The sequence below is a fragment of the Mesorhizobium sp. B2-8-1 genome (assembly GCF_006440955.1).
Classification (GTDB): domain Bacteria; phylum Pseudomonadota; class Alphaproteobacteria; order Rhizobiales; family Rhizobiaceae; genus Mesorhizobium.
Genome location: NZ_VFTX01000011.1, coordinates 240,063 through 259,359 on the forward strand (window position 1 = coordinate 240,063; position 19,297 = coordinate 259,359).

A 19,297-nucleotide genomic window follows, 5' to 3' on the forward strand; every position below is an offset into this window, starting at 1 on the left:
CCGAAGCTTCGGGTTTCTAGGGTTTCGCCGCAGCTACACAAGGACTCCCGAATGCCCCGCTCCGTGATCGACGCTATCGGCAACACGCCATTGATCCGCCTCAACAGGGCTTCGGAAGAAACCGGCTGCGAGATCCTGGGCAAGGCCGAATTCATGAATCCCGGACAGTCGGTCAAGGACCGCGCCGGCCTGTTCATCATCCGCGATGCCGAAGAGCGTGGGCTGCTCAGGCCGGGCGGCGTCATTGTCGAGGGCACGGCCGGCAATACGGGCATCGGGCTGACGCTGGTCGCCAAGGCGCTCGGCTACCGCACCGTCATCGTCATTCCCGAAACGCAGAGCCAGGAGAAGAAGGACACGATCAAGCTGCTCGGCGCCGAGCTGATCGAGGTTCCGGCCGTGCCGTACAAGAACCCCAACAATTACGTGAAATTGTCGGGGCGGCTGGCTGAGCAAATGGCGCGTTCGGAGCCGAACGGCGCTATCTGGGCCAACCAGTTCGACAATGTCGCCAACCGCGACGGGCACATCCGCACCACGGCGCAGGAGATCTGGAGCCAGACCGGCGGCAAGGTCGACGGCTTCGTCTCGGCGGTCGGCTCGGGCGGAACGCTGGCCGGCGTCGCTTTCGGACTGAAGGCGAAAAACAGGGACGTAAAGATCGCTCTCGCCGATCCGCTGGGCGCTGCGCTCTACAGTTTCTATACCAGCGGTGAGCTGAAATCCGAGGGCAGTTCGATCACCGAAGGCATCGGGCAGGGACGCATCACCGCCAACCTCGATGGGTTCACGCCCGACTTCTCGTTCCAGATTCGTGATGAGGATGCGTTGCCGATCGTCTTCGACCTGGTCCAGGAGGAAGGCCTTTGCGTCGGCGGTTCGACCGGCATCAACATAGCGGGCGCGATCCGGCTGGCGCGTGAACTCGGCCCCGGCCATACCATCGTGACCATTCTTTGCGACTACGGCACACGCTACCAATCGAAACTGTTCAATCCCGAATTCCTGCGCGAAAAGAAGCTGCCGGTGCCCGGCTGGATGGAAGAGAAATCAGATATTTCCGTGCCGTTTGAAAAGGTCGTGTGATGGCGCACAAGACCGAAGCGCTGTTTCGCGACGACGCCTATCTCAGGACGGCCGATGCCGTGGTGGTCGCCGTCAACGAGCGCGGCGGCATCGTTCTGGACCGCACCATCTTCTATGCCACCTCGGGCGGGCAGCCGGGCGATAGCGGCTATCTCCAGCGCGCCGATGGCAGCCGCATCGTCCTGGCCGCTACCATCACCGGGGAAACAAAGGACGAGATCATCCACGTGCCGGCGCCGGAACAAGCCGCGCCTGCGGTCGGCGAGCGCCTGAAGCTCGCAATCGACTGGGAGCGACGTCATCTCTTGATGCGCATGCATGCCGCTTGCCATTTGCTCACCGTCGTCTGCCCGTTTCCGATCACCGGCGCGGCGGTTTCGGAAGACGACAGCCGTGTCGATTTCGACATTCCCGACGCCAGCTTCAGCAAGGAAGACGTGACGGCTGGCCTGATGGGCCTGGTGCGGGCCGATCATCCGATCTTTACCAGGCTGATCAGCGACGAGGAACTGGCCGCCAATCCGGGTCTGGTGAAGTCCAAGAATGTCCGTCCGCCGCTAGGTACCGGCAAAATCCGGCTGGTCTGCATCGGCGAGAATGCTTCGGTGGACAGTCAGCCCTGTGGTGGCACCCATGTCAAAAGCACCGGCGAGATCGGCGAAATCCATATCGGCAAGATTGAGAAGAAGGGGCGTGAAAACCGGCGCTTCCGCATCCGGTTTGGACCGATGCCCCAAACATGATCTCGAAAGCTACGATGTTTTCGGACAAGATCATGCGGCAAGGCAAGACAACGTCTGGTCAATGGCGGCAGGAGAACCACAATGGCTGAAGACAGTCCTTTCACCGTCGACGCTGACTGGTTGCAGGAGCGTTTGGGCCAGCCTGGCCTGACGATTGTCGATGCATCCTGGTATCTTCCGGCGCAAAACCGCGACGCGCGCGCCGAGTATGACGCTGGGCACATTCCGGGCGCCCGCTTCCTGGATCAGGACGCGGTCTCCGATCCGGACGCCGCGCTGCCGCATACGCTGCCGTCGCCGCAGCATTTCGCGCAGTATGTCGGCGCGATGGGCGTTTCGGCAGATGACACGATCATCGTCTATGACGGCCCGGGCTTTTTCTCGGCACCTCGGGCATGGTGGATGTTCCGGGTGATGGGCGTCTTCCAGACGTATATCCTTGACGGTGGTTTCGATGGCTGGAAAGCGGCCGGCCGGCCGGTGACGGCCGAACCGACCAAAATCGCGCCCAGCGTGTTCCACGCCGATTTCGACGCCGGCCGGGTCGCCAGCCTTGCCGATATGCGCCGCATCGTCGGAACCCGGGAAAGCCAGATTGCCGATGCGCGCGGGGCAGGGCGCTTCACCGGCGCGGAGCCGGAGCCGCGCGCGGGCGTCCGTTCCGGCCATATGCCGGGCGCGCGCAACTTGCCTTATTCGGCGCTGTCGGAAAACGGCGTGCTTCTGCCGAAGGAGCGGTTGCGCAAGGTGGTCGAGGACGCCGGCCTCGATCTGTCGAAGCCTATCGTCACTTCCTGCGGCTCCGGCGTTACGGCGGCGGTGATCACGCTTGCGTTGGAAACGCTTGGCCATACCGACAACAGGCTTTACGACGGCTCATGGACCGAATGGGGCGGTCTCTCCGACACACCAGTCGTGACAGGCAAGGAATGACGATGGAAAACGGCGAGCTGAAGGACATCGAAGTCACGGTGACGTTCCTCGAGATGCATGCGCCACCGGCCGTGTCGCCGCCCATGCCCTACAACCGCCAGGTCGCACTCCTGAAAACCAAAGACATTCCGCTGCATTTCTACCGGTACCTGATGGATCGGGTGGGGCGTAAATGGCACTGGGTCAATGTGCTGAGGCTGGATGACGACGAGCTTTCGGCCGGCATCCACCGCGAGGATCGCGACATCAGGGTGCTCTATCTCGATGGCGCGCCCGCCGGTTTTTTCGACCTCAAGCCGCATCTGCCGGAAGAAGTCGAGCTTGCCTATTTCGGCATGATGGAACACGCCACCGGGCAAGGCATCGGCCGCTGGTTCCTGGGATCGGCGATCGCCGCGGCTTGGTCGTATGGACCGAAGCGGGTGACGGTGCAGACCTGCACGCTCGACCATCCTGCTGCCTTGCCGCTCTACCAGAAGCTCGGCTTCGCGCCGGTGGCGCAGAAGAAGGAGACCGTTCACCCTCTGCCCTTCGCCGAGCGCTCGGCCAGCGTCATGCGGCCATAGCGACGCCCTCACAAAAGCTGAACCTCTCGTTCATCCGCGCTTCAGCCTGTCTCTGCCATCTTGCCCGCACATAATACGGGCCGAAGGAGAAAAGACATGCTGACCCGCCGTACCCTTGCCGCCGCGCTGATCGCGGCAATCGCAATGCCCGGTCTCGCCGCCGCGCAGGCGACAACGCCTTCGGCCGCAACCATCGAACGAAAGCTCGAGGCGGCACCCCGCGTGAAGCTGCGCCCGAACGAGCGCATCACCATCCGTGAGTTCAAGCGCCGGCCGGACCTGCGCCGCATGGCCCGGTCGATCGATATCCAGTCGATCAATTTCGCTTTCGGCTCGGCCGCGATCTCCAGCTCGCAATACGACAAGATCGACACTATCGCCGATGCGTTGCAGCGTATCCTGCGCCGCAACCCCGGGGCGCGCGTCCTCATCGAGGGCCATACCGACGCCGTCGGCTCCTTCCAATCGAACCGGATCCTGTCGGAACAGCGCGCCGCCTCGCTGAAGCGCACGCTGGTGCGCGAGTTCGGCGTGCCGGCCTATGCTTTGGAGACGGTCGGTTATGGCGAGGAATTCCTGCTGGTGCAGACGCAGAACGAAAACTGGCGGAACCGGCGGGTCACCCTCCGTCGCTTTGACGACTTCATTCGCTGAGGGAGTTCCGACAATCCGGTGAAGTTCGCCTTGCCTTGGTCGGCTGGAACAAGCCGACCAAGGGCCAATGATTGTCAGGAATCGGGTGGGACGCGGGGGCTGATGCGCATAATTTCCGATCAATGACAGCGGAGATTTTCGCCATGACCATCCAGTTCAAAGCCTTGCCGACACAAGATGTACGAGCGCTTCAGCGCGGCGGGCCCGATGCCTATGGAAACACGCCCGAGCGTAAGGTCTCCGACGGCGACGGCATGCCATGCCGGCATTGCCTGAAGAACATCGCCGACGGAGACGACTATCTCATCCTGGCCTACCGGCCATTCCCCAAACTTCAGCCCTATGCCGAGACCGGACCGATCTTCCTTCACGCGCAGGAATGCGAGCGCGCCGCGGAATCTCAGGCACTTCCCGAAATTCTCGAAAGCCCGGACTATATCGTGCGCGGCTACGGCACGGATGACCGCATCGTCTATGGCAGCGGTGGCGTCATTGCGACCGATGCGATCGCCGCGCGCGCCGAGGCTCTCTTGGAACGCGACGAGATTGCCTACGTGCATGTCCGCTCGGCGCGCAACAATTGCTTCCAGTGCCGGATCGAACGTGTCTGACGGGCGCATGTGGCGGTGCGATAGCGGAGCGCTGTCGTACTCCTGTCATACCATTGCGGTACACGGGTAGCCGTCGATCGATTTGTCGACCGCGGATGAACCGGCGGCAAATCTCGACATCGAGGAAGCGGGGCCTTGGCTCCGCTTTTTTGTTTGCCTGAACCTTCCACAGAAATTTTCTGCGCAAAGAAGCATATGGGCTTCGACTATTTGCCTGGAGGGCTCAGTTAAACTTGCAATTGGCGCCGAGACGCAGGTTGCGGCACATGTTTTAAGTCCGAGCCGGGTGCAGGCCTGACAGCCGCCAATCCGGAAAGAAAAAACCCGCCGGGAATGACCGGCGGGCTGACGGGAGGCAGGTATCCTCTCAGGAGAATCAGGCCGCGAGAACCGCCTTCGGTTCGACCAGTTCGTAGCCGAGCGCTTCGGCGACCGCACGGTTGGTGATCTTGCCTCTGTGGACGTTGAGTCCATTGCGCAGATGATGGTCGTCGACCAGCGCCTTCAGGCCCTTGTCAGCGAGCTGAAGGCCATAGTGCAGAGTCGCGTTGTTGAGTGCATGTGCTGAGGTGACCGGCACGGCGCCCGGCATGTTGGCGACGCAATAGTGGATGACGCCGTCGACCTCGTAGGTCGGCTCGGCATGTGTGGTCGCGTGCGAGGTCTCGAAGCAGCCGCCCTGGTCGATGGCAACGTCGACCAGCACCGACCCCTTCTTCATGCCCGAAAGCATTTCGCGCGAGACCAGCTTCGGCGCCGCAGCACCCGGGATCAGCACGGCGCCGACAACGATGTCGGCGGAAAAGCACTCTTCTTCCAGAGCCTCCACGGTCGAGTAGCGGGTATGGACGCGGCCGGCAAAGAGGTCATCGAGCTGGCGCAGGCGCGGGATCGAGCGGTCGATGATGGTGACGTCGGCGCCCAGGCCAGCCGCCATCCTGGCTGCGTGCAGGCCGACGACGCCGCCGCCGAGCACGGTGACCTTGCCGGGCAGCACGCCGGGCACGCCGCCGAGCAGCACGCCGCGGCCGCCATTGGCCTTCTGCAGCGCCGTGGCGCCGGCCTGGATCGACAGGCGGCCGGCGACTTCCGACATCGGCGCCAGCAACGGCAGGCCGCCCCGGTCGTCGGTCACCGTTTCATAGGCGATGGCGGTAACGCCCGAAGCGAGCAGGCCCTTGGTCTGTTCCGGATCCGGAGCAAGGTGAAGATAGGTGTAGAGGATCTGGCCATCGCGCAGTTGGGCCCATTCGTTAGGCTGCGGCTCCTTGACCTTGACGATCATATCCGACTTGGCGAACACATCGGCCGCCGTCTTGGCGATGGTGGCGCCGGCAGCGCGATAGGCGTTGTCGTCGGCTCCGATGCCGGCCCCGGCGCCGGTCTCGACCAGCACCTCATGTCCGTGGGCGACATATTCGCGGACCGAGCCGGGCGTAAGTCCGACGCGATATTCATGATTCTTGATTTCCCGGGGGCAGCCGACGCGCATTTTCTTTTCTCCTGACACGGCCCTTCGGGGCTCGTTCCCTGTATTGACGCAGTCAACCACGAATCGTTGCGTAAGTGTTTGCGAATGCACTTGCAGGAGGGTTCGCTATTCGATAATTGTTGCGTAGAATGCGCAAAAATTCGCAGGAATCACGAAGAATGCCACTCGACAGGATTGATATCGCCATTCTGGAGACCTTGCAGAAGGATGGCAGGATGCCGAACGCCGCCCTTGCCGAAAGGGTCGGCCTGTCGCAGTCGGCCTGTTCGCGCCGGCTCGACAATCTGGAGAAATCCGGAACCATCCGCGGCTATCATGCCCGGCTTTCCAATGCAGCACTTGGTCACCAGATGACGGCGATCGTGCACATATCGCTGTCGGGCCAGTTCGAGAAGACGCTGTCGGATTTCGAAGCTGCGATCAAGCGCTGCCCGAACGTGCTGTCCTGCCACCTGATGTCGGGCGAGTACGACTACATTCTCAGAATCGCTGCCAAGGACCTTGCCGACTACGAACGCATCCACAAGGAATGGCTGTCGGCGATGCCGCATGTGACGAAGATCAATTCGTCTTTTGCCCTGCGCGAAATCGTCGACCGGACGGCGATGGGCCTGAAGCCCGAAATGGCCTGAGCATTCTCAGCCTTCCATGCCTTCAGCCGTCTACGCCTTGGCAGCCTCCGTCACGATCCGGTCCATCGGGATATCGTGCGGCTGCGGGTAGATGGTGGCGATGCGCTGCAATTCGTAGCCGACGCCGATGACCAGCGGCTTGAACGGCATCGCCGCCAGCGTTCGGTCGTAGAACCCGCCGCCATAGCCCAGGCGATAATTGCCGGAATCGATGCCGACGATCGGCGAGATGACGATGTCGGGCAAGACCGGTTCGCCCTCGGCCGGAATCGGAATGTTCCACACGCCCTTCTCCAGCCGGTCGCCCGGAACATAGGCCCGGAAGATCAGCGGCTGTGCCTTTTCGATGACGACGGGCAGCGCGGTGCGCCCGCCTCGTTCATTGATGGCGGCCATCCATGGCCGCAGGTCCGGCTCGCCGCGAAACGGCCAATAGAGGCTGACCATGCGGCCGGCGATATCGCCGATCGCCGCGTCGAGGGCTCCGGCGATGCTCTGCGACATCGCCGTTCGCGCATCGGCGGAAACCGCGAGACGCGCCGCGATCAGGCGTTCCCGTTCGGCCTTGCGCCATCGTCTGACGTCGGTCCAATCGGATATCGGCGCGTGAAACGCGGGATCGAGTTCGTGCATGAAGCATGGCGGCGAGGAATATTGCGCCGGACCCTGGTCGTCGTGATCGTTGGCCATGCTTCACCTCATCGCTGTTTTCCATAACGCTATACCCGGCGGGGGGATGCGACATGTGCATTCACGACATGGAACGACGAGTCTCGGGCACGGCCTTCGTGTTGTTGCATTGCACAAAAGCTCCTACATCAAAGGCATGCGATATTGCTGGTCAGGGTGAATGCGATGGATCAAGCCAATCACCATGTCGTCGTCGTAGGGGCGGGGTTCGGCGGCCTCGAATTCACCCGCGCTCTCGCCGGTGCGCCCGTGCGCATCACCATGATCGACAAACGCAATCACCATCTTTTCCAGCCGCTGCTCTACCAGGTCGCAACGACAGCGCTGGCGACCTCGGAGGTCGCCTGGCCGATCCGCCACCTGCTGCGCAAGCGCAAGGACGTGACGACGCTGCTCGCCAATGTCACCGGCATCGACCGAGCCGGAAAACGCGTGCTGCTCGATGACGGCAGCACCGTCGCCTACGACACGCTGGTGCTCGCCACCGGCGCCCGACACGCCTATTTCGGCCACGACGAATGGGAGCCGTTCGCGCCAGGGCTGAAGACGCTGGAGGACGCCACCACCATTCGACGGCGCATTCTGCTCGCCTTCGAGCAGGCCGAGCGGGAAACCGATCCTGCCAGGCGCCAGGCGCTGCTGACGATTGCGATCGTCGGCGGTGGTCCGACCGGTGTCGAACTTGCCGGCACCATTGCCGAACTGGCGCACGACACACTGCGCGGCGAATTCCGCAACATCGACACGCGCGAGACGCGTGTGGTGCTGATCGAGGCTGGCGACCGCATACTGGCCAATTTTGCGCCGAAACTGTCCGATTATGCCGGAAAGGCGTTGAAGCGGCTCGGCGTGACGATCGAACTCGGCCGGGCGGTCACGCGCTGCGACGCCGAGGGCGTCGTCTTCGGCGACACGCATCTGCCGGCGAGGACCATATTGTGGGCGGCGGGCGTTGCCGCTTCGCCGGCAGCCGAATGGCTGGGCGCCGCCGCCGACCGGGCGGGAAGGGTGCTGGTTGAACCCGATCTCACCGTGCCGGGCAGCCCCGAGATTTTCGTCATCGGCGACGCCGCTCTCGTGCTGCGGCCCGATGGACGGCCCGTTCCCGGCGTGGCGCCTTCCGCCAAGCAGGAGGGCCGCCATGTTGCCGCGACCATCAAGGCCAGGCTTGCCGGCGATACGAGCGTACGGCCGTTCCACTACAAGCATGCCGGGGACCTGGCCACGATCGGCAAGCGCGCCGCGGCGATCGATTTCGGCTGGATCAGGCTGACCGGCTGGCCGGCCTGGTGGCTGTGGGGACTGGCGCACATCTATTTCCTGATCGGCTTCCGCAACCGGCTCGCGGTGTCGCTGAGCTGGCTATGGATCTACGTCACGGGCCAACGCAGCGCCCGCCTGATCACGCAGGGCGACGACGACAAGGGCTGATCTTCCGCGCTTGCGACCGTTCATCCGCGCGTCATCTGTTGCTGATCGACTGACAGCTCCGACGCGCGCAACTTCTTGAATGGACTCGAATAGGTTTCAGCGCGAAGTTCGCTTCGGGCAGGGTCTTTCGTGTCGTCGAAAAGGAGAAAACATGTCGCAGCCGCTCCATTCCGTCTCCCGCCGCGGTCTCCTCGCGGGCGCCGCCGCCACGGGCGCGCTAATTGCGCTTCACCCTTTCTCCGCCCGCGCCCAGACCAACCAGGCGCATCTCCGGATCATGGAGACCACCGACATCCATGTGAATGTGCTGCCCTATGACTATTACGCCGACAAAGCGAATGACACGATGGGACTGTCGCGCACGGCCTCCCTGATCGACGCGGTGCGCAAGCAAGCCGTTAATTCGATGCTGATCGACAATGGCGACCTGCTGCAGGGCAATCCGATGGGCGACTACATCGCCTATGAAAAGGGCATGAAGGACGGTGACCTGCATCCGATCATGAAAGGCATGAACCTGCTCGGCTACGAGTGCTCGACGTTGGGCAACCACGAATTCAACTACGGCCTGTCCTTCATGGACAAGGTTCTGGCCGGCGCCAATTTCCCCTTCGTCTGCGCCAACCTGATCCGCGGCACCGAGCTTGCCGCGAACCCGCGCGACGACAAGCTCTACCTCAAGCCCTACGTCATCCTCCACAAGAAGATCAGCGACGGTTCAGGCACCGAGCAACCGATCAGGATTGGCATCATCGGCTTCGTGCCGCCGCAGATCATGGTCTGGGATCTCAAGAACCTCGAAGGTAATGTCAGAACGCGCGACATTGTCGAGGCCGCCAAGGCCTGGGTGCCGCAGATGAAGGAAGAGGGCGCCGACATTATCATCGCGCTCTCGCATTCTGGCATCGACGTCAAGCAGGGCGATATGATGGAGAACGCATCGTTCTTTGTCGCCGGCGTCGAAGGCATCGACGCGGTGTTCACGGGTCACCAGCATCTGGTGTTCCCTGGCAAGAAGGATTTTCAGGCGCTCGAAGGCGTCGATGCGCAAAAGGGTACGCTGCAGGGCAAGCCGGCCGTCATGGGCGGCTTCTGGGGCTCGCATATGGGCCTGATCGACCTGATGCTGGAGCGCGACGGCTCGAAATGGAAGATCGTGTCCGCCACCTCGGAAGCGCGGCCGATCTTCGAACGTGTCGACAACAAGAACAAGCCGACTGTCGCGGACGACAACCGCATCATCGCCGCGCTTGAGCAGGACCACCAGGCAACGCTCGCCTATGTGCGTCGTCCCGTCGGCAAGACCGCAGCGCCGCTCTATTCCTATTTCGCGCTGGTCGCCGACGATCCGTCGGTTCAGGTCGTCAGCCAGGCGCAGACCTGGTACCTCCAGGACATCCTGAAAAACACACAATGGAAGGACGTGCCGCTGCTGTCGGCGGCAGCCCCCTTCAAGGCCGGCGGGCGCAACGGCGCCGACTACTACACCGATGTGCCGGCAGGCGACATCGCCATCAAGAACGTCGCCGACCTCTACCTTTATCCCAACACCGTGCGGGCCGTTGAGATCACCGGAGCGCAGGTCAAGGAATGGCTGGAAATGTCGGCCGGCATCTTCAACCGGATCGAACCTGGCAAGGCCGACCAGGCGCTCATCAACACCGACTTTCCGTCCTACAATTTCGACGTTATCGACGGCGTCACCTACAGAATAGATCTGTCGCAGCCGCCGAAATACGATGCCAAGGGTGGGCTGGCCAATGCTAGTGCCAATCGCATCGTCGGCCTGATGTTCGACGGCAAACCGATTGATCCCAATCAGAAATTTGTCGTTGCAACGAACAACTACCGGGCCGGCGGCGGCGGCAATTTTCCTGACATCGACGCTTCCAAGATTATCTACGAAGCGCCAGACACCAACCGCGACGTCATCGTCCGCTACATCGTCAAGCAGGGCACGATCAATCCGTCGGCGGACGGCAACTGGTCGTTCGCGCCGCTGCCCGGAACCAGCGTCGTGTTCGAGACAGGGCCCAAGGCGAAGGACCTCATCGCCGAAGTGAAGTCATTGAAGATCGAGCCGGCGGGCGCCGGCGAGGCAGGATTTGCGAAATACCGCATCCTTCTCTGACCGCCATTCGCAATTGGGCCGCGGGCCATTTCTGGATCATGCCCGGCCAGTCGCCCGGCGACGAGATCGAAGGCGCGCCGGCATTGATTTGGCAGTTCCAGGTGCCGAGAGTTCATATACCGGACGAGGGTCGACACGGATCCCGTCTTTGCCTGGCGGAAACGTCTATGAGCACAGCCGGGCTTATGCGATAGATTAGCCATGCGTTATGTCATCGTCATCGCCGCCGTTGCGTTTTTCCTGATCTGGGACGGTCTCTACAACCAGGGCCGGTACCTCGATATGACGGTGAGGAATGTCTCTCACGTGGTGCGTTACGTCACCGGCAAGGCCTAGTTCCCGTTCAGGTCTCGTGCATCCCGGGCGCGTCGCAAGGACGCGCGGCACCCTGAACGGTTGACCTGACGGTTTCGTCGTCACAAAAGACCCCGGATTTTTGATCGAGGAGGCGGGGTTGATCCGGCATATCGTTTTCTTCAGCGCGCGGCGTGGCGAGGATGTGGAGGCAGTGCGCTCTGGGCTGCTGGCGCTCGGCGGCATTCCCCATTCCAGCCTGTTCGAGGTGACGCTGAACACCAAGGTCGATCCGCTGTCGGATGAGATCGACGTGGTCGTCTACGCCGAGTTCACCGATGCCGCCGCATTGGCCGCCTACAAGGCGCATCCGCTCTATGCGCAGACCACCAGCAGGGTCAAGCCATTGCGCGAACTGCGTTATTCCGCCGATGTGGTGGCCGGAAGCTGATTCGGGCGCCCTTGAACCCTTTTGCGCAATGATGCACACCGCGCTGGCATGATCCAAACACCACCCACAGGCACTCATCCGCTCGATCACCTCGTGCTGCCGACCTCGAGCCTGGATGTGGCGCGGGCGCGGCTAACGGCCCTCGGCTTCATCGTCGCGCCGACAGGCATCCATCCATTCGGCACGGAAAATTGCTGCGTCTTCCTCGCGGACGGCACCTATCTGGAACCGCTGGCTGTAGGCGATGATCAGGCCGCGATGAAGGCCGCCGGCCAGGGCAATGTCTTCGTCGCGCGCGACCGGCTCTATCGTGACCGCAATGGCAATGAAGGTTTTTCCGCCGTGGTCCTGACCACGGACGACGCCGATGCGGACCATGCACGCTTTGTCGATGCGAGCCTGTCGGGCGGGGACATGCTGGGCTTTTCGCGGGCGTTCACCGACGCTGCCGGCAAAAGCGACATGGCGTCATTCAAACTGGCCTTCGCGTCGACCGGGGGTTCAACCGATGCGTTCCTGTTCGCCTGCCAGCGCGTCAACGCGCCGGAAGTGGACCGCACGGCGCTGCAGGCTCATGCCAACGGTGCCACGGGAATTGTCGAGATCGTGGCGATCAGCGACGAGCCCGCCGAGCAGCGCCGGCTGATTTCCGTGGCAGTAAACGATCCGACGGCTGACGCGCGCGCCTCCATTTTTCGTCTACCTAACGCTATCTTGACTGTACTCGACCCGGCCTCTTTCACGGCACGCTTTGGCGTGCCCGCCGGTAAGCCGACGCAACTCCGCTTCGCGGCAGTCGTCTTTTCGGTTCGGCGTGCCGCCGTCGCGGCAGGTCTGCTTGCAGCCAATTCCATCAGATACGATATGTCGGGCAGTGATATCGTCGTGCAGCCGACATCCGGGCAGGGCGCGGCCTTCATCTTTCGGGAGATACAATGAGCAACGCCTTGGCGCCCAATTCATCGGTAACCGTCGGCAATGTCGTCTTCGACAACGCAGCACCGCTGTCGCTGATCGCCGGCCCCTGCCAGTTCGAATCACGCCAGCATGCCTTCGACATGGCCGGCGCGCTGAAGGAATTGACAGGCAGGTTGGGCATCGGCCTCGTCTATAAGACCAGCTACGACAAGGCCAACCGCACCTCCCTGTCGGCTACACGCGGTGCCGGCATGGAAGCGGCGCTCCCGGTCTTCGACGAGTTGCGCAAGGAATTCTCCTTGCCGGTACTGACCGACGTCCACACCGAGGAACAGTGCGCCATCGTTGCGCCGCATGTCGACGTGCTGCAGATCCCGGCCTTCCTGTCGCGCCAGACCGACATGCTGGTTGCCGCCGCAAGGACGGGCAAGGTGATCAACGTCAAGAAGGGACAGTTCCTTGCGCCCTGGGACATGAAGAACGTGGTGGACAAGATCACCGGCTCCGGCAACCCCAATGTCTTGACCACCGAGCGCGGCGCCTCGTTCGGCTACAACACGCTCGTCTCCGACATGCGGGCCCTGCCGATTATGGCCGACATCGGCGCGCCTGTGATTTTCGACGCCACCCATTCGGTCCAGCAGCCGGGCGGGCAGGGCGGTTCCTCCGGCGGCGAACGCCGCTTTGTCGAGACCTTGGCCCGCGCGGCTGTCGCCGTCGGCGTTGCCGGCGTCTTCATCGAGACCCACCAGGATCCGGATAATTCGACCTCGTCCGACGGACCGAACATGGTGCCGCTGAAGGACATGCCGGCACTTCTGGAGAGGTTGATGGCCTTCGACCGGGTGGCGAAGGCCCGCTGACCCGGCGCAGCTGAAGGTTGTCGCCGAGGAGGGCATATATCGGTCTGCCACGTCAGTAAGAAGTCACCTTCATACAGGTGGAAAAAGTCGAACAGACCGGCGGAAAAGTCGGGAACCTTCGATCTCGCCCCTCATTGTGAAAGTCCAGAGCAACGACAATGAGGAGTACATCATGACAACCCAGGCAGGACACACAGAGGCTATCGCTGCTTCGCGGGTCATCGGCACATCCGTCTATAACACCGAAGGCACGAAGATCGGCAGCATAGAGGACGTCATGCTCGACAAGCTGTCCAACGGCATCATGTTCGCTGTGATCGGTTTTGGCGGCTTTCTCGGCATGGGTGAAAAATATCACGCCATCCCGTGGGCGAGCTTGGATTACGATGAGGATAGGGGCGGCTATGTCGTGCCATTCTCGAAGGACCAGCTGAAAGCCGCTCCCGCCTATTCGATCAACGAACTGACGGGCGCCGATGGCGAGGCCGCACGCGACGCCTCCTACAATTACTACAAGGTCGAGCCTTACTGGCACTGACCGGCCAGCCTGACGTGAAAAGGCCCCCGCAAAACGCAGCGGGGGCCTTTTACATGATCGCCTGCCGTGCTTACTCCGCGCTGCGGAGGGTCGACAGTTGCACCGCGCCCTGTGGAGGCTGCTGGTTGTCGCAGGACGTCAGGAACGCCGCCGCGATCAGGAACAAACTCACGATACCGCTTAACTCGGACATGGCGAAACTCCTCCTGTTTCGCCCCGCGCAGCCGCCATCATAGACCGGCGGCCATCCTATGGCGCATGACTTATGATGACAGGAATTTGCGCTTCGTGAATCGCGCCGGCGGCAATAATTGGCGGTGGCCCGATTGCCTTTTGCGCCGCTTTGGCTAAGACGGGCGCGACGTTTCGTCAGATCAATCGGGGACATCGCAATGACCGCCATCATCGACATTGTCGGGCGTGAAATCCTGGACAGCCGTGGAAATCCGACCGTCGAGGTCGATGTCGTGCTCGAAGACGATTCGATGGGCCGCGCGGCCGTGCCGTCTGGAGCTTCCACCGGCGCGCATGAAGCCGTCGAACTGCGCGACGGCGGCGCCCGCTATCTCGGCAAGGGCGTGCTGCGGGCCGTCGAGGCGGTCAACGGCGAACTGTTCGAGGCAATCGGCGGCATGGAAGCCGAAAACCAGATCCACATCGACCAGACCATGATCGAACTCGACGGCACGCCCAACAAGAGCCGGCTCGGCGCCAACGCTATTCTCGGTGTGTCGCTGGCGGTGGCCAAGGCCGCGGCCGAAGCCGCCGGCCTGCCGCTCTATCGTTATGTCGGCGGCACCAAGGCGCATCTGCTGCCGGTACCCATGATGAACATCATCAATGGCGGCGCCCATGCCGACAACCCGATCGATTTCCAGGAATTCATGATCCTGCCGGTCGGTGCGCCAACGCTGCGCGAAGGCGTGCGCTGGGGTTCTGAGGTCTTCCACACGCTGAGGAAGAAGCTGAAGGACGCCGGCCACAACACCAATGTCGGCGATGAAGGCGGCTTTGCCCCGAACCTGAAGAGCGCGCCGGTGGCGCTCGATTTCATCATGGAGTCGATCGAGCAGGCCGGCTTCAAGCCGGGCGAGGAGATTGCGCTCGGCCTCGATTGCGCCGCGACGGAATTCTTCAAGGACGGCAACTACGTCTATGAAGGCGAGAAGAAGACACGCGATCCGAAGGCGCAGGCGAAATACCTGGCCAAGCTCGCCGCCGATTATCCGATCATTTCGATCGAGGACGGCCTTGCCGAGGATGACTGGGAAGGCTGGAAATATCTGACCGACCTGATCGGCAAGAAGACGCAGCTCGTCGGCGATGATCTCTTCGTCACCAATACGGCGCGCCTGCGCGACGGCATCCGCATGGGGGTCGCCAATTCGATCCTGGTCAAGGTCAACCAGATCGGATCGCTGACCGAGACGCTCGATGCCGTCGAGACCGCGCACAAGGCCGGCTACACCGCCGTCATGTCGCATCGCTCGGGCGAGACCGAGGATTCGACCATCGCCGACCTCGCCGTCGCCACCAATTGCGGGCAGATCAAGACCGGATCGCTGTCGCGTTCCGACCGCATGGCCAAATACAACCAGCTCATCCGCATCGAGGAAGAACTCGGCAAGCAGGCGCGCTACGCCGGCAAGTCGATGTTGAAGGGCTGAGCCGGAGCATCGGACACAGGGATGGCGGTGAGGGGCGGGAATTCCCGCCCTTTTTCGTTGGAGCGCCTGTGGACGCGTCATCCGTAACCGTCCGTTAAGCACAATGGAGCGAAAAAGACCGTGGTCGCCCGAGTTCGCGACTGCGAGGGAACGGACGATGTGGACGCGTCAGCACAAACAGAGAAACACCGGCCGGCTGATCATCCCCTCGCTCTGCGCGGTGTTCCTGGCCTATTTCGGCTTTCATGCCTATCACGGCGAGTTCGGCATCAATTCGAAATACCAGCTGGAGGCCGAGACTGTTGCCCTGCAGGCCCAGCTCGATGCGATCAAGGCGCGCAGGATGGAGCTGGAACGGCGCGTCAAGCTGATGCACGACGGCACGCTGGAGAAGGACATGCTCGACGAGCAGGCGCGTAAGGCGCTGAATTTGTCCCAGGCCGACGAAATCACCATCATGTTGCCGGTCTCGGCAAAGTAACCAATATCAGGTTAATCACCAATATTTTCAATGATTCTAATTGCTTAGTCGCATGCCAGCTATGCAATTTCGACATGGCGGAACACGTTCTCACGTGTTAGCCTCCCCAAAATCAGTGGGGAGAGCTGATCTCCCCTGAGCAGATTTCATCTTGCTCGAGCAGATTTCATCTTGCTCGAAATGTCCGCGAAGAGACGCCAACAGGGAGTGATGCATGGCAACCGCAGCCAGGAAAGCGCCTGCCAAATCGAAATCCGACGGCAAATCGGGCCTTTCCGCGCCCAAACCAGTGGAATTCACCAAGGACGAGGAGCTTGCCGCCTACCGGCACATGCTGCTTATTCGCCGTTTCGAGGAAAAGGCCGGCCAGCTTTACGGGATGGGCTTTATCGGCGGCTTCTGCCATCTCTACATCGGCCAGGAAGCGGTCGTCACCGGTATGAAGATGGCGCTGATCGACGGTGACCAGATGATCACGGCCTACCGCGACCACGGTCATATGTTGGCGATGGAACTGTCGCCGCGTGGCGTCATGGCCGAACTGACCGGCCGCCGAGGCGGCCTGTCGAAGGGCAAGGGCGGCTCCATGCACATGTTCTCCAAGGAGAAGCATTTCTACGGTGGCCACGGCATCGTCGGCGCCCAGGTGTCGCTCGGCACGGGCCTGGCCTTTGCCAACCGCTATCGCAGCAACAACAATGTCACGCTGACCTATTTCGGCGACGGGGCCGCCAACCAGGGCCAGGTCTACGAAAGCTTCAACATGGCTTCGCTGTGGAAGCTGCCGGTGATCTACATCATCGAGAACAACCGCTATGCCATGGGCACCTCGGTATCGCGCTCCTCGGCGGAGACCGACTTCTCGAATCGCGGCGCCTCGTTCAAGATTCCCGGCATCCAAGTCGACGGCATGGACGTGCGTGCTGTCAAGGCCGCCGGCGATCTCGCCACCGAATGGTGCCGTGCCGGCAATGGGCCGCTGATCCTCGAAATGCAGACCTACCGCTATCGGGGCCATTCGATGTCCGACCCGGCGAAATACCGCTCCAAGGAAGAAGTGCAGAAGATGCGCTCCGAGCATGACCCGATCGAGCAGGTCAAAGCGCGGCTGATCCAGAAGAAGTGGGCAAGCGAGGACGAATTGAAGACCATCGACAAGGAGGTTCGCGACGTCGTCGCCGATGCCGCCGAGTTTGCCCAGCACGACGCCGAGCCGGATCCGTCCGAGCTCTGGACCGACATCGTATTGTAACGGGAGGGCAAGGACATGCCGATCGAAATTCTCATGCCCGCCCTTTCGCCGACCATGGAAGAGGGCAATCTTTCCAAGTGGTTGAAGAACGAGGGCGACAAGGTCGTCGCCGGCGACGTCATCGCCGAGATCGAAACCGACAAGGCGACGATGGAAGTCGAAGCTGTCGATGAGGGCACGCTTGCCAAGATCGTGGTTCCCGCAGGCACCGAAGGCGTCAAGGTCAACGCGGTGATCGCCGTGCTGGCTGTCGATGGCGAAGACGTCGACAAGGCCGGCGAAGGCATCGGTGAAGAGCCCGCCAAGACTGAGGCAAAGGCGCCGACACCGGCACCCGCCGCGGCCAAGAGCGAGGCAGCGGCGCCTGTGGCGGCCGCGCCGAAGACGGAAGTCGCCGCCGATCCTGACATACCCGCCGGGACCGAGATGGTCTCGACCACGGTGCGCGAAGCGCTGCGCGATGCGATGGCGGAGGAAATGCGCCGCGACGGCGATGTCTTCGTCATGGGCGAGGAAGTTGCCGAGTACCAGGGCGCCTACAAGATCACCCAAGGCCTGCTGCAGGAGTTCGGACCGCGTCGCGTCGTCGACACGCCGATCACCGAGCACGGCTTTGCCGGCGTCGGGGTCGGTGCGGCGATGGCTGGGCTGAAGCCGATCGTCGAATTCATGACCTTCAACTTCGCCATGCAGGCGATCGACCAGATCGTCAACTCGGCCGCCAAGACGCTCTACATGTCCGGCGGACAGATGGGCGCGCCGATCGTCTTCCGCGGGCCGAACGGCGCGGCGGCTCGCGTCGCCGCCCAGCATTCTCAGTGCTACGCCGCCTGGTACAGCCACATACCAGGCCTGAAGGTGGTGATGCCTTATACCGCCGCCGACGCCAAGGGACTGCTCAAGGCGGCGATCCGCGATCCGAACCCGGTCATCTTCCTCGAAAACGAAATCCTCTACGGCCAGTCCTTCGACGTGCCGAAGCTGGACGACTTCGTGTTGCCGATCGGCAAGGCGCGCATCCATAAGTCAGGCAAGGACGTCACCATCGTCTCCTTTGGCATTGGCATGACCTATGCGGTCAAGGCCGAAGCGGAACTGCGCGGCATGGGCATCGACGCAGAGGTCATCGATCTCAGGACCATCCGTCCGCTCGACTTCGACACCATCATCGCCTCGGTGAAGAAGACCAACCGGCTGGTCGTGGTGGAAGAAGGCTTCCCGCAGAACTCGGTCGGCGACCATATCGCCAACCAGGTGTCGCAGCGAGCCTTCGATTTCCTCGACGCGCCGGTCATCACCATCGCCGGCAAGGACGTGCCGATGCCCTATGCGGCCAATCTCGAAAAGCTGGCTTTGCCGAATGTCGGCGAAGTCATCGAGGCCGTCAAAGCCGTCTCATATCGCTGAACCGGGCGGGAGGACACAATGCCAATCAACATCACCATGCCGGCCCTCTCGCCCACCATGGAAGAGGGCAATCTGTCGAAGTGGCTCGTGAAGGAGGGCGACAAGGTTTCGCCCGGCGATGTCATTGCCGAGATCGAGACCGACAAGGCGACGATGGAAGTCGAAGCCGTCGATGAGGGCACGGTGGCGAAACTGGTCGTTCCCGCCGGCACCGAAGGCGTCAAGGTCAATGCGCTGATCGCCGTGCTTGCCGCCGAGGGTGAGGACGCAAGTGCCGCCGCGAAAAGCGGTGGCGATGCCGCACCGGCGAAAGCGGAGCCTCCCAAGGCTGAGACATCGAAGACCGAGACTCCCACCTCTCCGTCCGATGGGGGAGGTCGCGCCGCGGGTGAACCCACCGCCGCGCCCCCCACCCCGGCCGGAAGGCCTGCCGACCCTCCCCACAAGGGGGAGGGTG

Annotated in this window: 22 protein-coding genes; 19 read left to right on the top strand and 3 right to left on the bottom strand. The window is 62.3% G+C overall.

The window, feature by feature from the left end; genetic code table 11:
* Positions 1-51: 51 nt before the first annotated feature.
* The 6 genes from FJ428_RS25630 to FJ428_RS25655 all read left to right on the top strand — a co-directional run bounded on the left by FJ428_RS25630 (position 52) and on the right by FJ428_RS25655 (position 4,593).
* A complete protein-coding gene (locus FJ428_RS25630) occupies positions 52-1,086 on the top strand; it encodes a cysteine synthase A (protein WP_140515437.1) in 1,035 nt (344 codons plus the stop codon).
* Positions 1,086-1,829, top strand: a complete 744-nt coding sequence (locus tag FJ428_RS25635; protein ID WP_140501316.1) for an alanyl-tRNA editing protein — start codon at positions 1,086-1,088, stop codon at positions 1,827-1,829. The genes FJ428_RS25630 and FJ428_RS25635 overlap by 1 nt, the downstream gene beginning before the upstream one ends.
* An 81-nt stretch (positions 1,830-1,910) precedes the next feature.
* Positions 1,911-2,762, top strand: a complete 852-nt coding sequence (gene sseA, locus FJ428_RS25640) for a 3-mercaptopyruvate sulfurtransferase (protein WP_140501318.1) — start codon at positions 1,911-1,913, stop codon at positions 2,760-2,762.
* A 2-nt stretch (positions 2,763-2,764) separates the two neighbouring features.
* Positions 2,765-3,328, top strand: a complete 564-nt coding sequence (locus FJ428_RS25645; RefSeq protein ID WP_140501320.1) for a GNAT family N-acetyltransferase — start codon at positions 2,765-2,767, stop codon at positions 3,326-3,328.
* 96 nt (positions 3,329-3,424) lie between these two features.
* Positions 3,425-3,982: an OmpA family protein gene (locus tag FJ428_RS25650; protein WP_140880450.1), complete on the top strand. Its 558-nt coding sequence runs from the start codon at positions 3,425-3,427 to the stop codon at positions 3,980-3,982.
* A gap of 143 nt (positions 3,983-4,125) precedes the next feature.
* Positions 4,126-4,593, top strand: coding sequence for a DUF1203 domain-containing protein (locus tag FJ428_RS25655; RefSeq protein ID WP_140664495.1), 468 nt, complete (start codon positions 4,126-4,128; stop codon positions 4,591-4,593).
* 376 nt (positions 4,594-4,969) lie between these two features.
* Here FJ428_RS25655 and ald read toward each other — a convergent pair whose 3' ends face one another.
* Entirely contained in the window at positions 4,970-6,085 is a 1,116-nt protein-coding gene (gene ald / locus FJ428_RS25660) for an alanine dehydrogenase (RefSeq protein WP_140501325.1), read from the bottom strand.
* A 158-nt stretch (positions 6,086-6,243) separates the two neighbouring features.
* Here ald and FJ428_RS25665 point away from each other — a divergent pair, with 158 nt between their 5' ends.
* Complete coding sequence (locus FJ428_RS25665; RefSeq protein WP_140501327.1) at positions 6,244-6,717, top strand: Lrp/AsnC family transcriptional regulator; 474 nt, start codon at positions 6,244-6,246, stop codon at positions 6,715-6,717.
* Positions 6,718-6,747: 30 nt separating this feature from the next.
* Here the strand turns inward: FJ428_RS25665 and FJ428_RS25670 are convergent, their stop codons facing one another.
* On the bottom strand, positions 6,748-7,407 hold the full coding sequence (locus FJ428_RS25670) for a 5-formyltetrahydrofolate cyclo-ligase (RefSeq protein WP_140501329.1): 660 nt from the start codon (positions 7,405-7,407) through the stop codon (positions 6,748-6,750).
* Between the two features lie 165 nt (positions 7,408-7,572).
* Here FJ428_RS25670 and FJ428_RS25675 point away from each other — a divergent pair, with 165 nt between their 5' ends.
* The 7 genes from FJ428_RS25675 to FJ428_RS25700 all read left to right on the top strand — a co-directional run bounded on the left by FJ428_RS25675 (position 7,573) and on the right by FJ428_RS25700 (position 14,033).
* Positions 7,573-8,838 carry an NAD(P)/FAD-dependent oxidoreductase gene (locus FJ428_RS25675; RefSeq protein WP_140525508.1) on the top strand — a complete coding sequence of 422 codons (1,266 nt, stop codon included), beginning with the start codon at positions 7,573-7,575 and terminating at the stop codon, positions 8,836-8,838.
* Positions 8,839-8,989: 151 nt separating this feature from the next.
* The gene (locus FJ428_RS25680; protein WP_140880451.1) at positions 8,990-10,969 is read left to right on the top strand and encodes a bifunctional 2',3'-cyclic-nucleotide 2'-phosphodiesterase/3'-nucleotidase; all 1,980 of its coding nucleotides are present in this window, start codon (positions 8,990-8,992) and stop codon (positions 10,967-10,969) included.
* Positions 10,970-11,170: 201 nt separating this feature from the next.
* Entirely contained in the window at positions 11,171-11,305 is a 135-nt protein-coding gene (locus tag FJ428_RS30910) for a hypothetical protein (RefSeq protein ID WP_263486323.1), read from the top strand.
* Between the two features lie 118 nt (positions 11,306-11,423).
* Positions 11,424-11,714: a Dabb family protein gene (locus FJ428_RS25685; RefSeq protein ID WP_140501335.1), complete on the top strand. Its 291-nt coding sequence runs from the start codon at positions 11,424-11,426 to the stop codon at positions 11,712-11,714.
* A 48-nt stretch (positions 11,715-11,762) separates the two neighbouring features.
* Positions 11,763-12,653, top strand: coding sequence for a VOC family protein (locus tag FJ428_RS25690; RefSeq protein WP_140557263.1), 891 nt, complete (start codon positions 11,763-11,765; stop codon positions 12,651-12,653).
* Positions 12,650-13,495 carry a 3-deoxy-8-phosphooctulonate synthase gene (gene kdsA, locus FJ428_RS25695; RefSeq protein WP_140686623.1) on the top strand — a complete coding sequence of 282 codons (846 nt, stop codon included), beginning with the start codon at positions 12,650-12,652 and terminating at the stop codon, positions 13,493-13,495. The genes FJ428_RS25690 and kdsA overlap by 4 nt, the downstream gene beginning before the upstream one ends.
* Before the next feature lie 172 nt (positions 13,496-13,667).
* Positions 13,668-14,033 carry a PRC-barrel domain-containing protein gene (locus tag FJ428_RS25700; protein ID WP_140501340.1) on the top strand — a complete coding sequence of 122 codons (366 nt, stop codon included), beginning with the start codon at positions 13,668-13,670 and terminating at the stop codon, positions 14,031-14,033.
* Positions 14,034-14,103: 70 nt separating this feature from the next.
* Here FJ428_RS25700 and FJ428_RS30915 read toward each other — a convergent pair whose 3' ends face one another.
* On the bottom strand, positions 14,104-14,226 hold the full coding sequence (locus FJ428_RS30915; protein WP_263483006.1) for a hypothetical protein: 123 nt from the start codon (positions 14,224-14,226) through the stop codon (positions 14,104-14,106).
* Between the two features lie 199 nt (positions 14,227-14,425).
* On the opposite strand from FJ428_RS30915, the gene eno reads away from it, so the two are divergent.
* The 5 genes from eno to FJ428_RS30815 all read left to right on the top strand — a co-directional run.
* Positions 14,426-15,700 (top strand): phosphopyruvate hydratase, encoded by a 1,275-nt coding sequence (gene eno / locus FJ428_RS25705; RefSeq protein ID WP_140880452.1) that lies wholly within the window; start codon positions 14,426-14,428, stop codon positions 15,698-15,700.
* Between the two features lie 157 nt (positions 15,701-15,857).
* Positions 15,858-16,181, top strand: a complete 324-nt coding sequence (locus tag FJ428_RS25710) for a septum formation initiator family protein (RefSeq protein ID WP_140501344.1) — start codon at positions 15,858-15,860, stop codon at positions 16,179-16,181.
* Between the two features lie 214 nt (positions 16,182-16,395).
* Positions 16,396-17,433 (top strand): pyruvate dehydrogenase (acetyl-transferring) E1 component subunit alpha, encoded by a 1,038-nt coding sequence (pdhA, locus tag FJ428_RS25715; protein ID WP_140501346.1) that lies wholly within the window; start codon positions 16,396-16,398, stop codon positions 17,431-17,433.
* 15 nt (positions 17,434-17,448) lie between these two features.
* Positions 17,449-18,840, top strand: a complete 1,392-nt coding sequence (locus tag FJ428_RS25720) for a pyruvate dehydrogenase complex E1 component subunit beta (protein WP_140686621.1) — start codon at positions 17,449-17,451, stop codon at positions 18,838-18,840.
* Between the two features lie 18 nt (positions 18,841-18,858).
* The coding region (locus FJ428_RS30815) for a biotin/lipoyl-containing protein (protein ID WP_246675795.1) at positions 18,859-19,297 on the top strand (439 nt) is incomplete at its 3' end.

What these genes read in the sequence shown, in the direction of transcription:
- FJ428_RS25630 (WP_140515437.1), top strand. Translation starts at nt 52, where the DNA reads ATGCCCCGCTCCGTGATCGACGCTATCGGCAACACGCCATTGATCCGC.
- FJ428_RS25635 (WP_140501316.1), top strand. Translation starts at nt 1,086, where the DNA reads ATGGCGCACAAGACCGAAGCGCTGTTTCGCGACGACGCCTATCTCAGG.
- sseA (WP_140501318.1), top strand. Translation starts at nt 1,911, where the DNA reads ATGGCTGAAGACAGTCCTTTCACCGTCGACGCTGACTGGTTGCAGGAG.
- FJ428_RS25645 (WP_140501320.1), top strand. Translation starts at nt 2,765, where the DNA reads ATGGAAAACGGCGAGCTGAAGGACATCGAAGTCACGGTGACGTTCCTC.
- FJ428_RS25650 (WP_140880450.1), top strand. Translation starts at nt 3,425, where the DNA reads ATGCTGACCCGCCGTACCCTTGCCGCCGCGCTGATCGCGGCAATCGCA.
- FJ428_RS25655 (WP_140664495.1), top strand. Translation starts at nt 4,126, where the DNA reads ATGACCATCCAGTTCAAAGCCTTGCCGACACAAGATGTACGAGCGCTT.
- ald (WP_140501325.1), bottom strand. Translation starts at nt 6,085, where the DNA reads ATGCGCGTCGGCTGCCCCCGGGAAATCAAGAATCATGAATATCGCGTC.
- FJ428_RS25665 (WP_140501327.1), top strand. Translation starts at nt 6,244, where the DNA reads ATGCCACTCGACAGGATTGATATCGCCATTCTGGAGACCTTGCAGAAG.
- FJ428_RS25670 (WP_140501329.1), bottom strand. Translation starts at nt 7,407, where the DNA reads ATGGCCAACGATCACGACGACCAGGGTCCGGCGCAATATTCCTCGCCG.
- FJ428_RS25675 (WP_140525508.1), top strand. Translation starts at nt 7,573, where the DNA reads ATGGATCAAGCCAATCACCATGTCGTCGTCGTAGGGGCGGGGTTCGGC.
- FJ428_RS25680 (WP_140880451.1), top strand. Translation starts at nt 8,990, where the DNA reads ATGTCGCAGCCGCTCCATTCCGTCTCCCGCCGCGGTCTCCTCGCGGGC.
- FJ428_RS30910 (WP_263486323.1), top strand. Translation starts at nt 11,171, where the DNA reads ATGCGTTATGTCATCGTCATCGCCGCCGTTGCGTTTTTCCTGATCTGG.
- FJ428_RS25690 (WP_140557263.1), top strand. Translation starts at nt 11,763, where the DNA reads ATGATCCAAACACCACCCACAGGCACTCATCCGCTCGATCACCTCGTG.
- kdsA (WP_140686623.1), top strand. Translation starts at nt 12,650, where the DNA reads ATGAGCAACGCCTTGGCGCCCAATTCATCGGTAACCGTCGGCAATGTC.
- FJ428_RS25700 (WP_140501340.1), top strand. Translation starts at nt 13,668, where the DNA reads ATGACAACCCAGGCAGGACACACAGAGGCTATCGCTGCTTCGCGGGTC.
- FJ428_RS30915 (WP_263483006.1), bottom strand. Translation starts at nt 14,226, where the DNA reads ATGTCCGAGTTAAGCGGTATCGTGAGTTTGTTCCTGATCGCGGCGGCG.
- eno (WP_140880452.1), top strand. Translation starts at nt 14,426, where the DNA reads ATGACCGCCATCATCGACATTGTCGGGCGTGAAATCCTGGACAGCCGT.
- FJ428_RS25710 (WP_140501344.1), top strand. Translation starts at nt 15,858, where the DNA reads ATGTGGACGCGTCAGCACAAACAGAGAAACACCGGCCGGCTGATCATC.
- pdhA (WP_140501346.1), top strand. Translation starts at nt 16,396, where the DNA reads ATGGCAACCGCAGCCAGGAAAGCGCCTGCCAAATCGAAATCCGACGGC.
- FJ428_RS25720 (WP_140686621.1), top strand. Translation starts at nt 17,449, where the DNA reads ATGCCGATCGAAATTCTCATGCCCGCCCTTTCGCCGACCATGGAAGAG.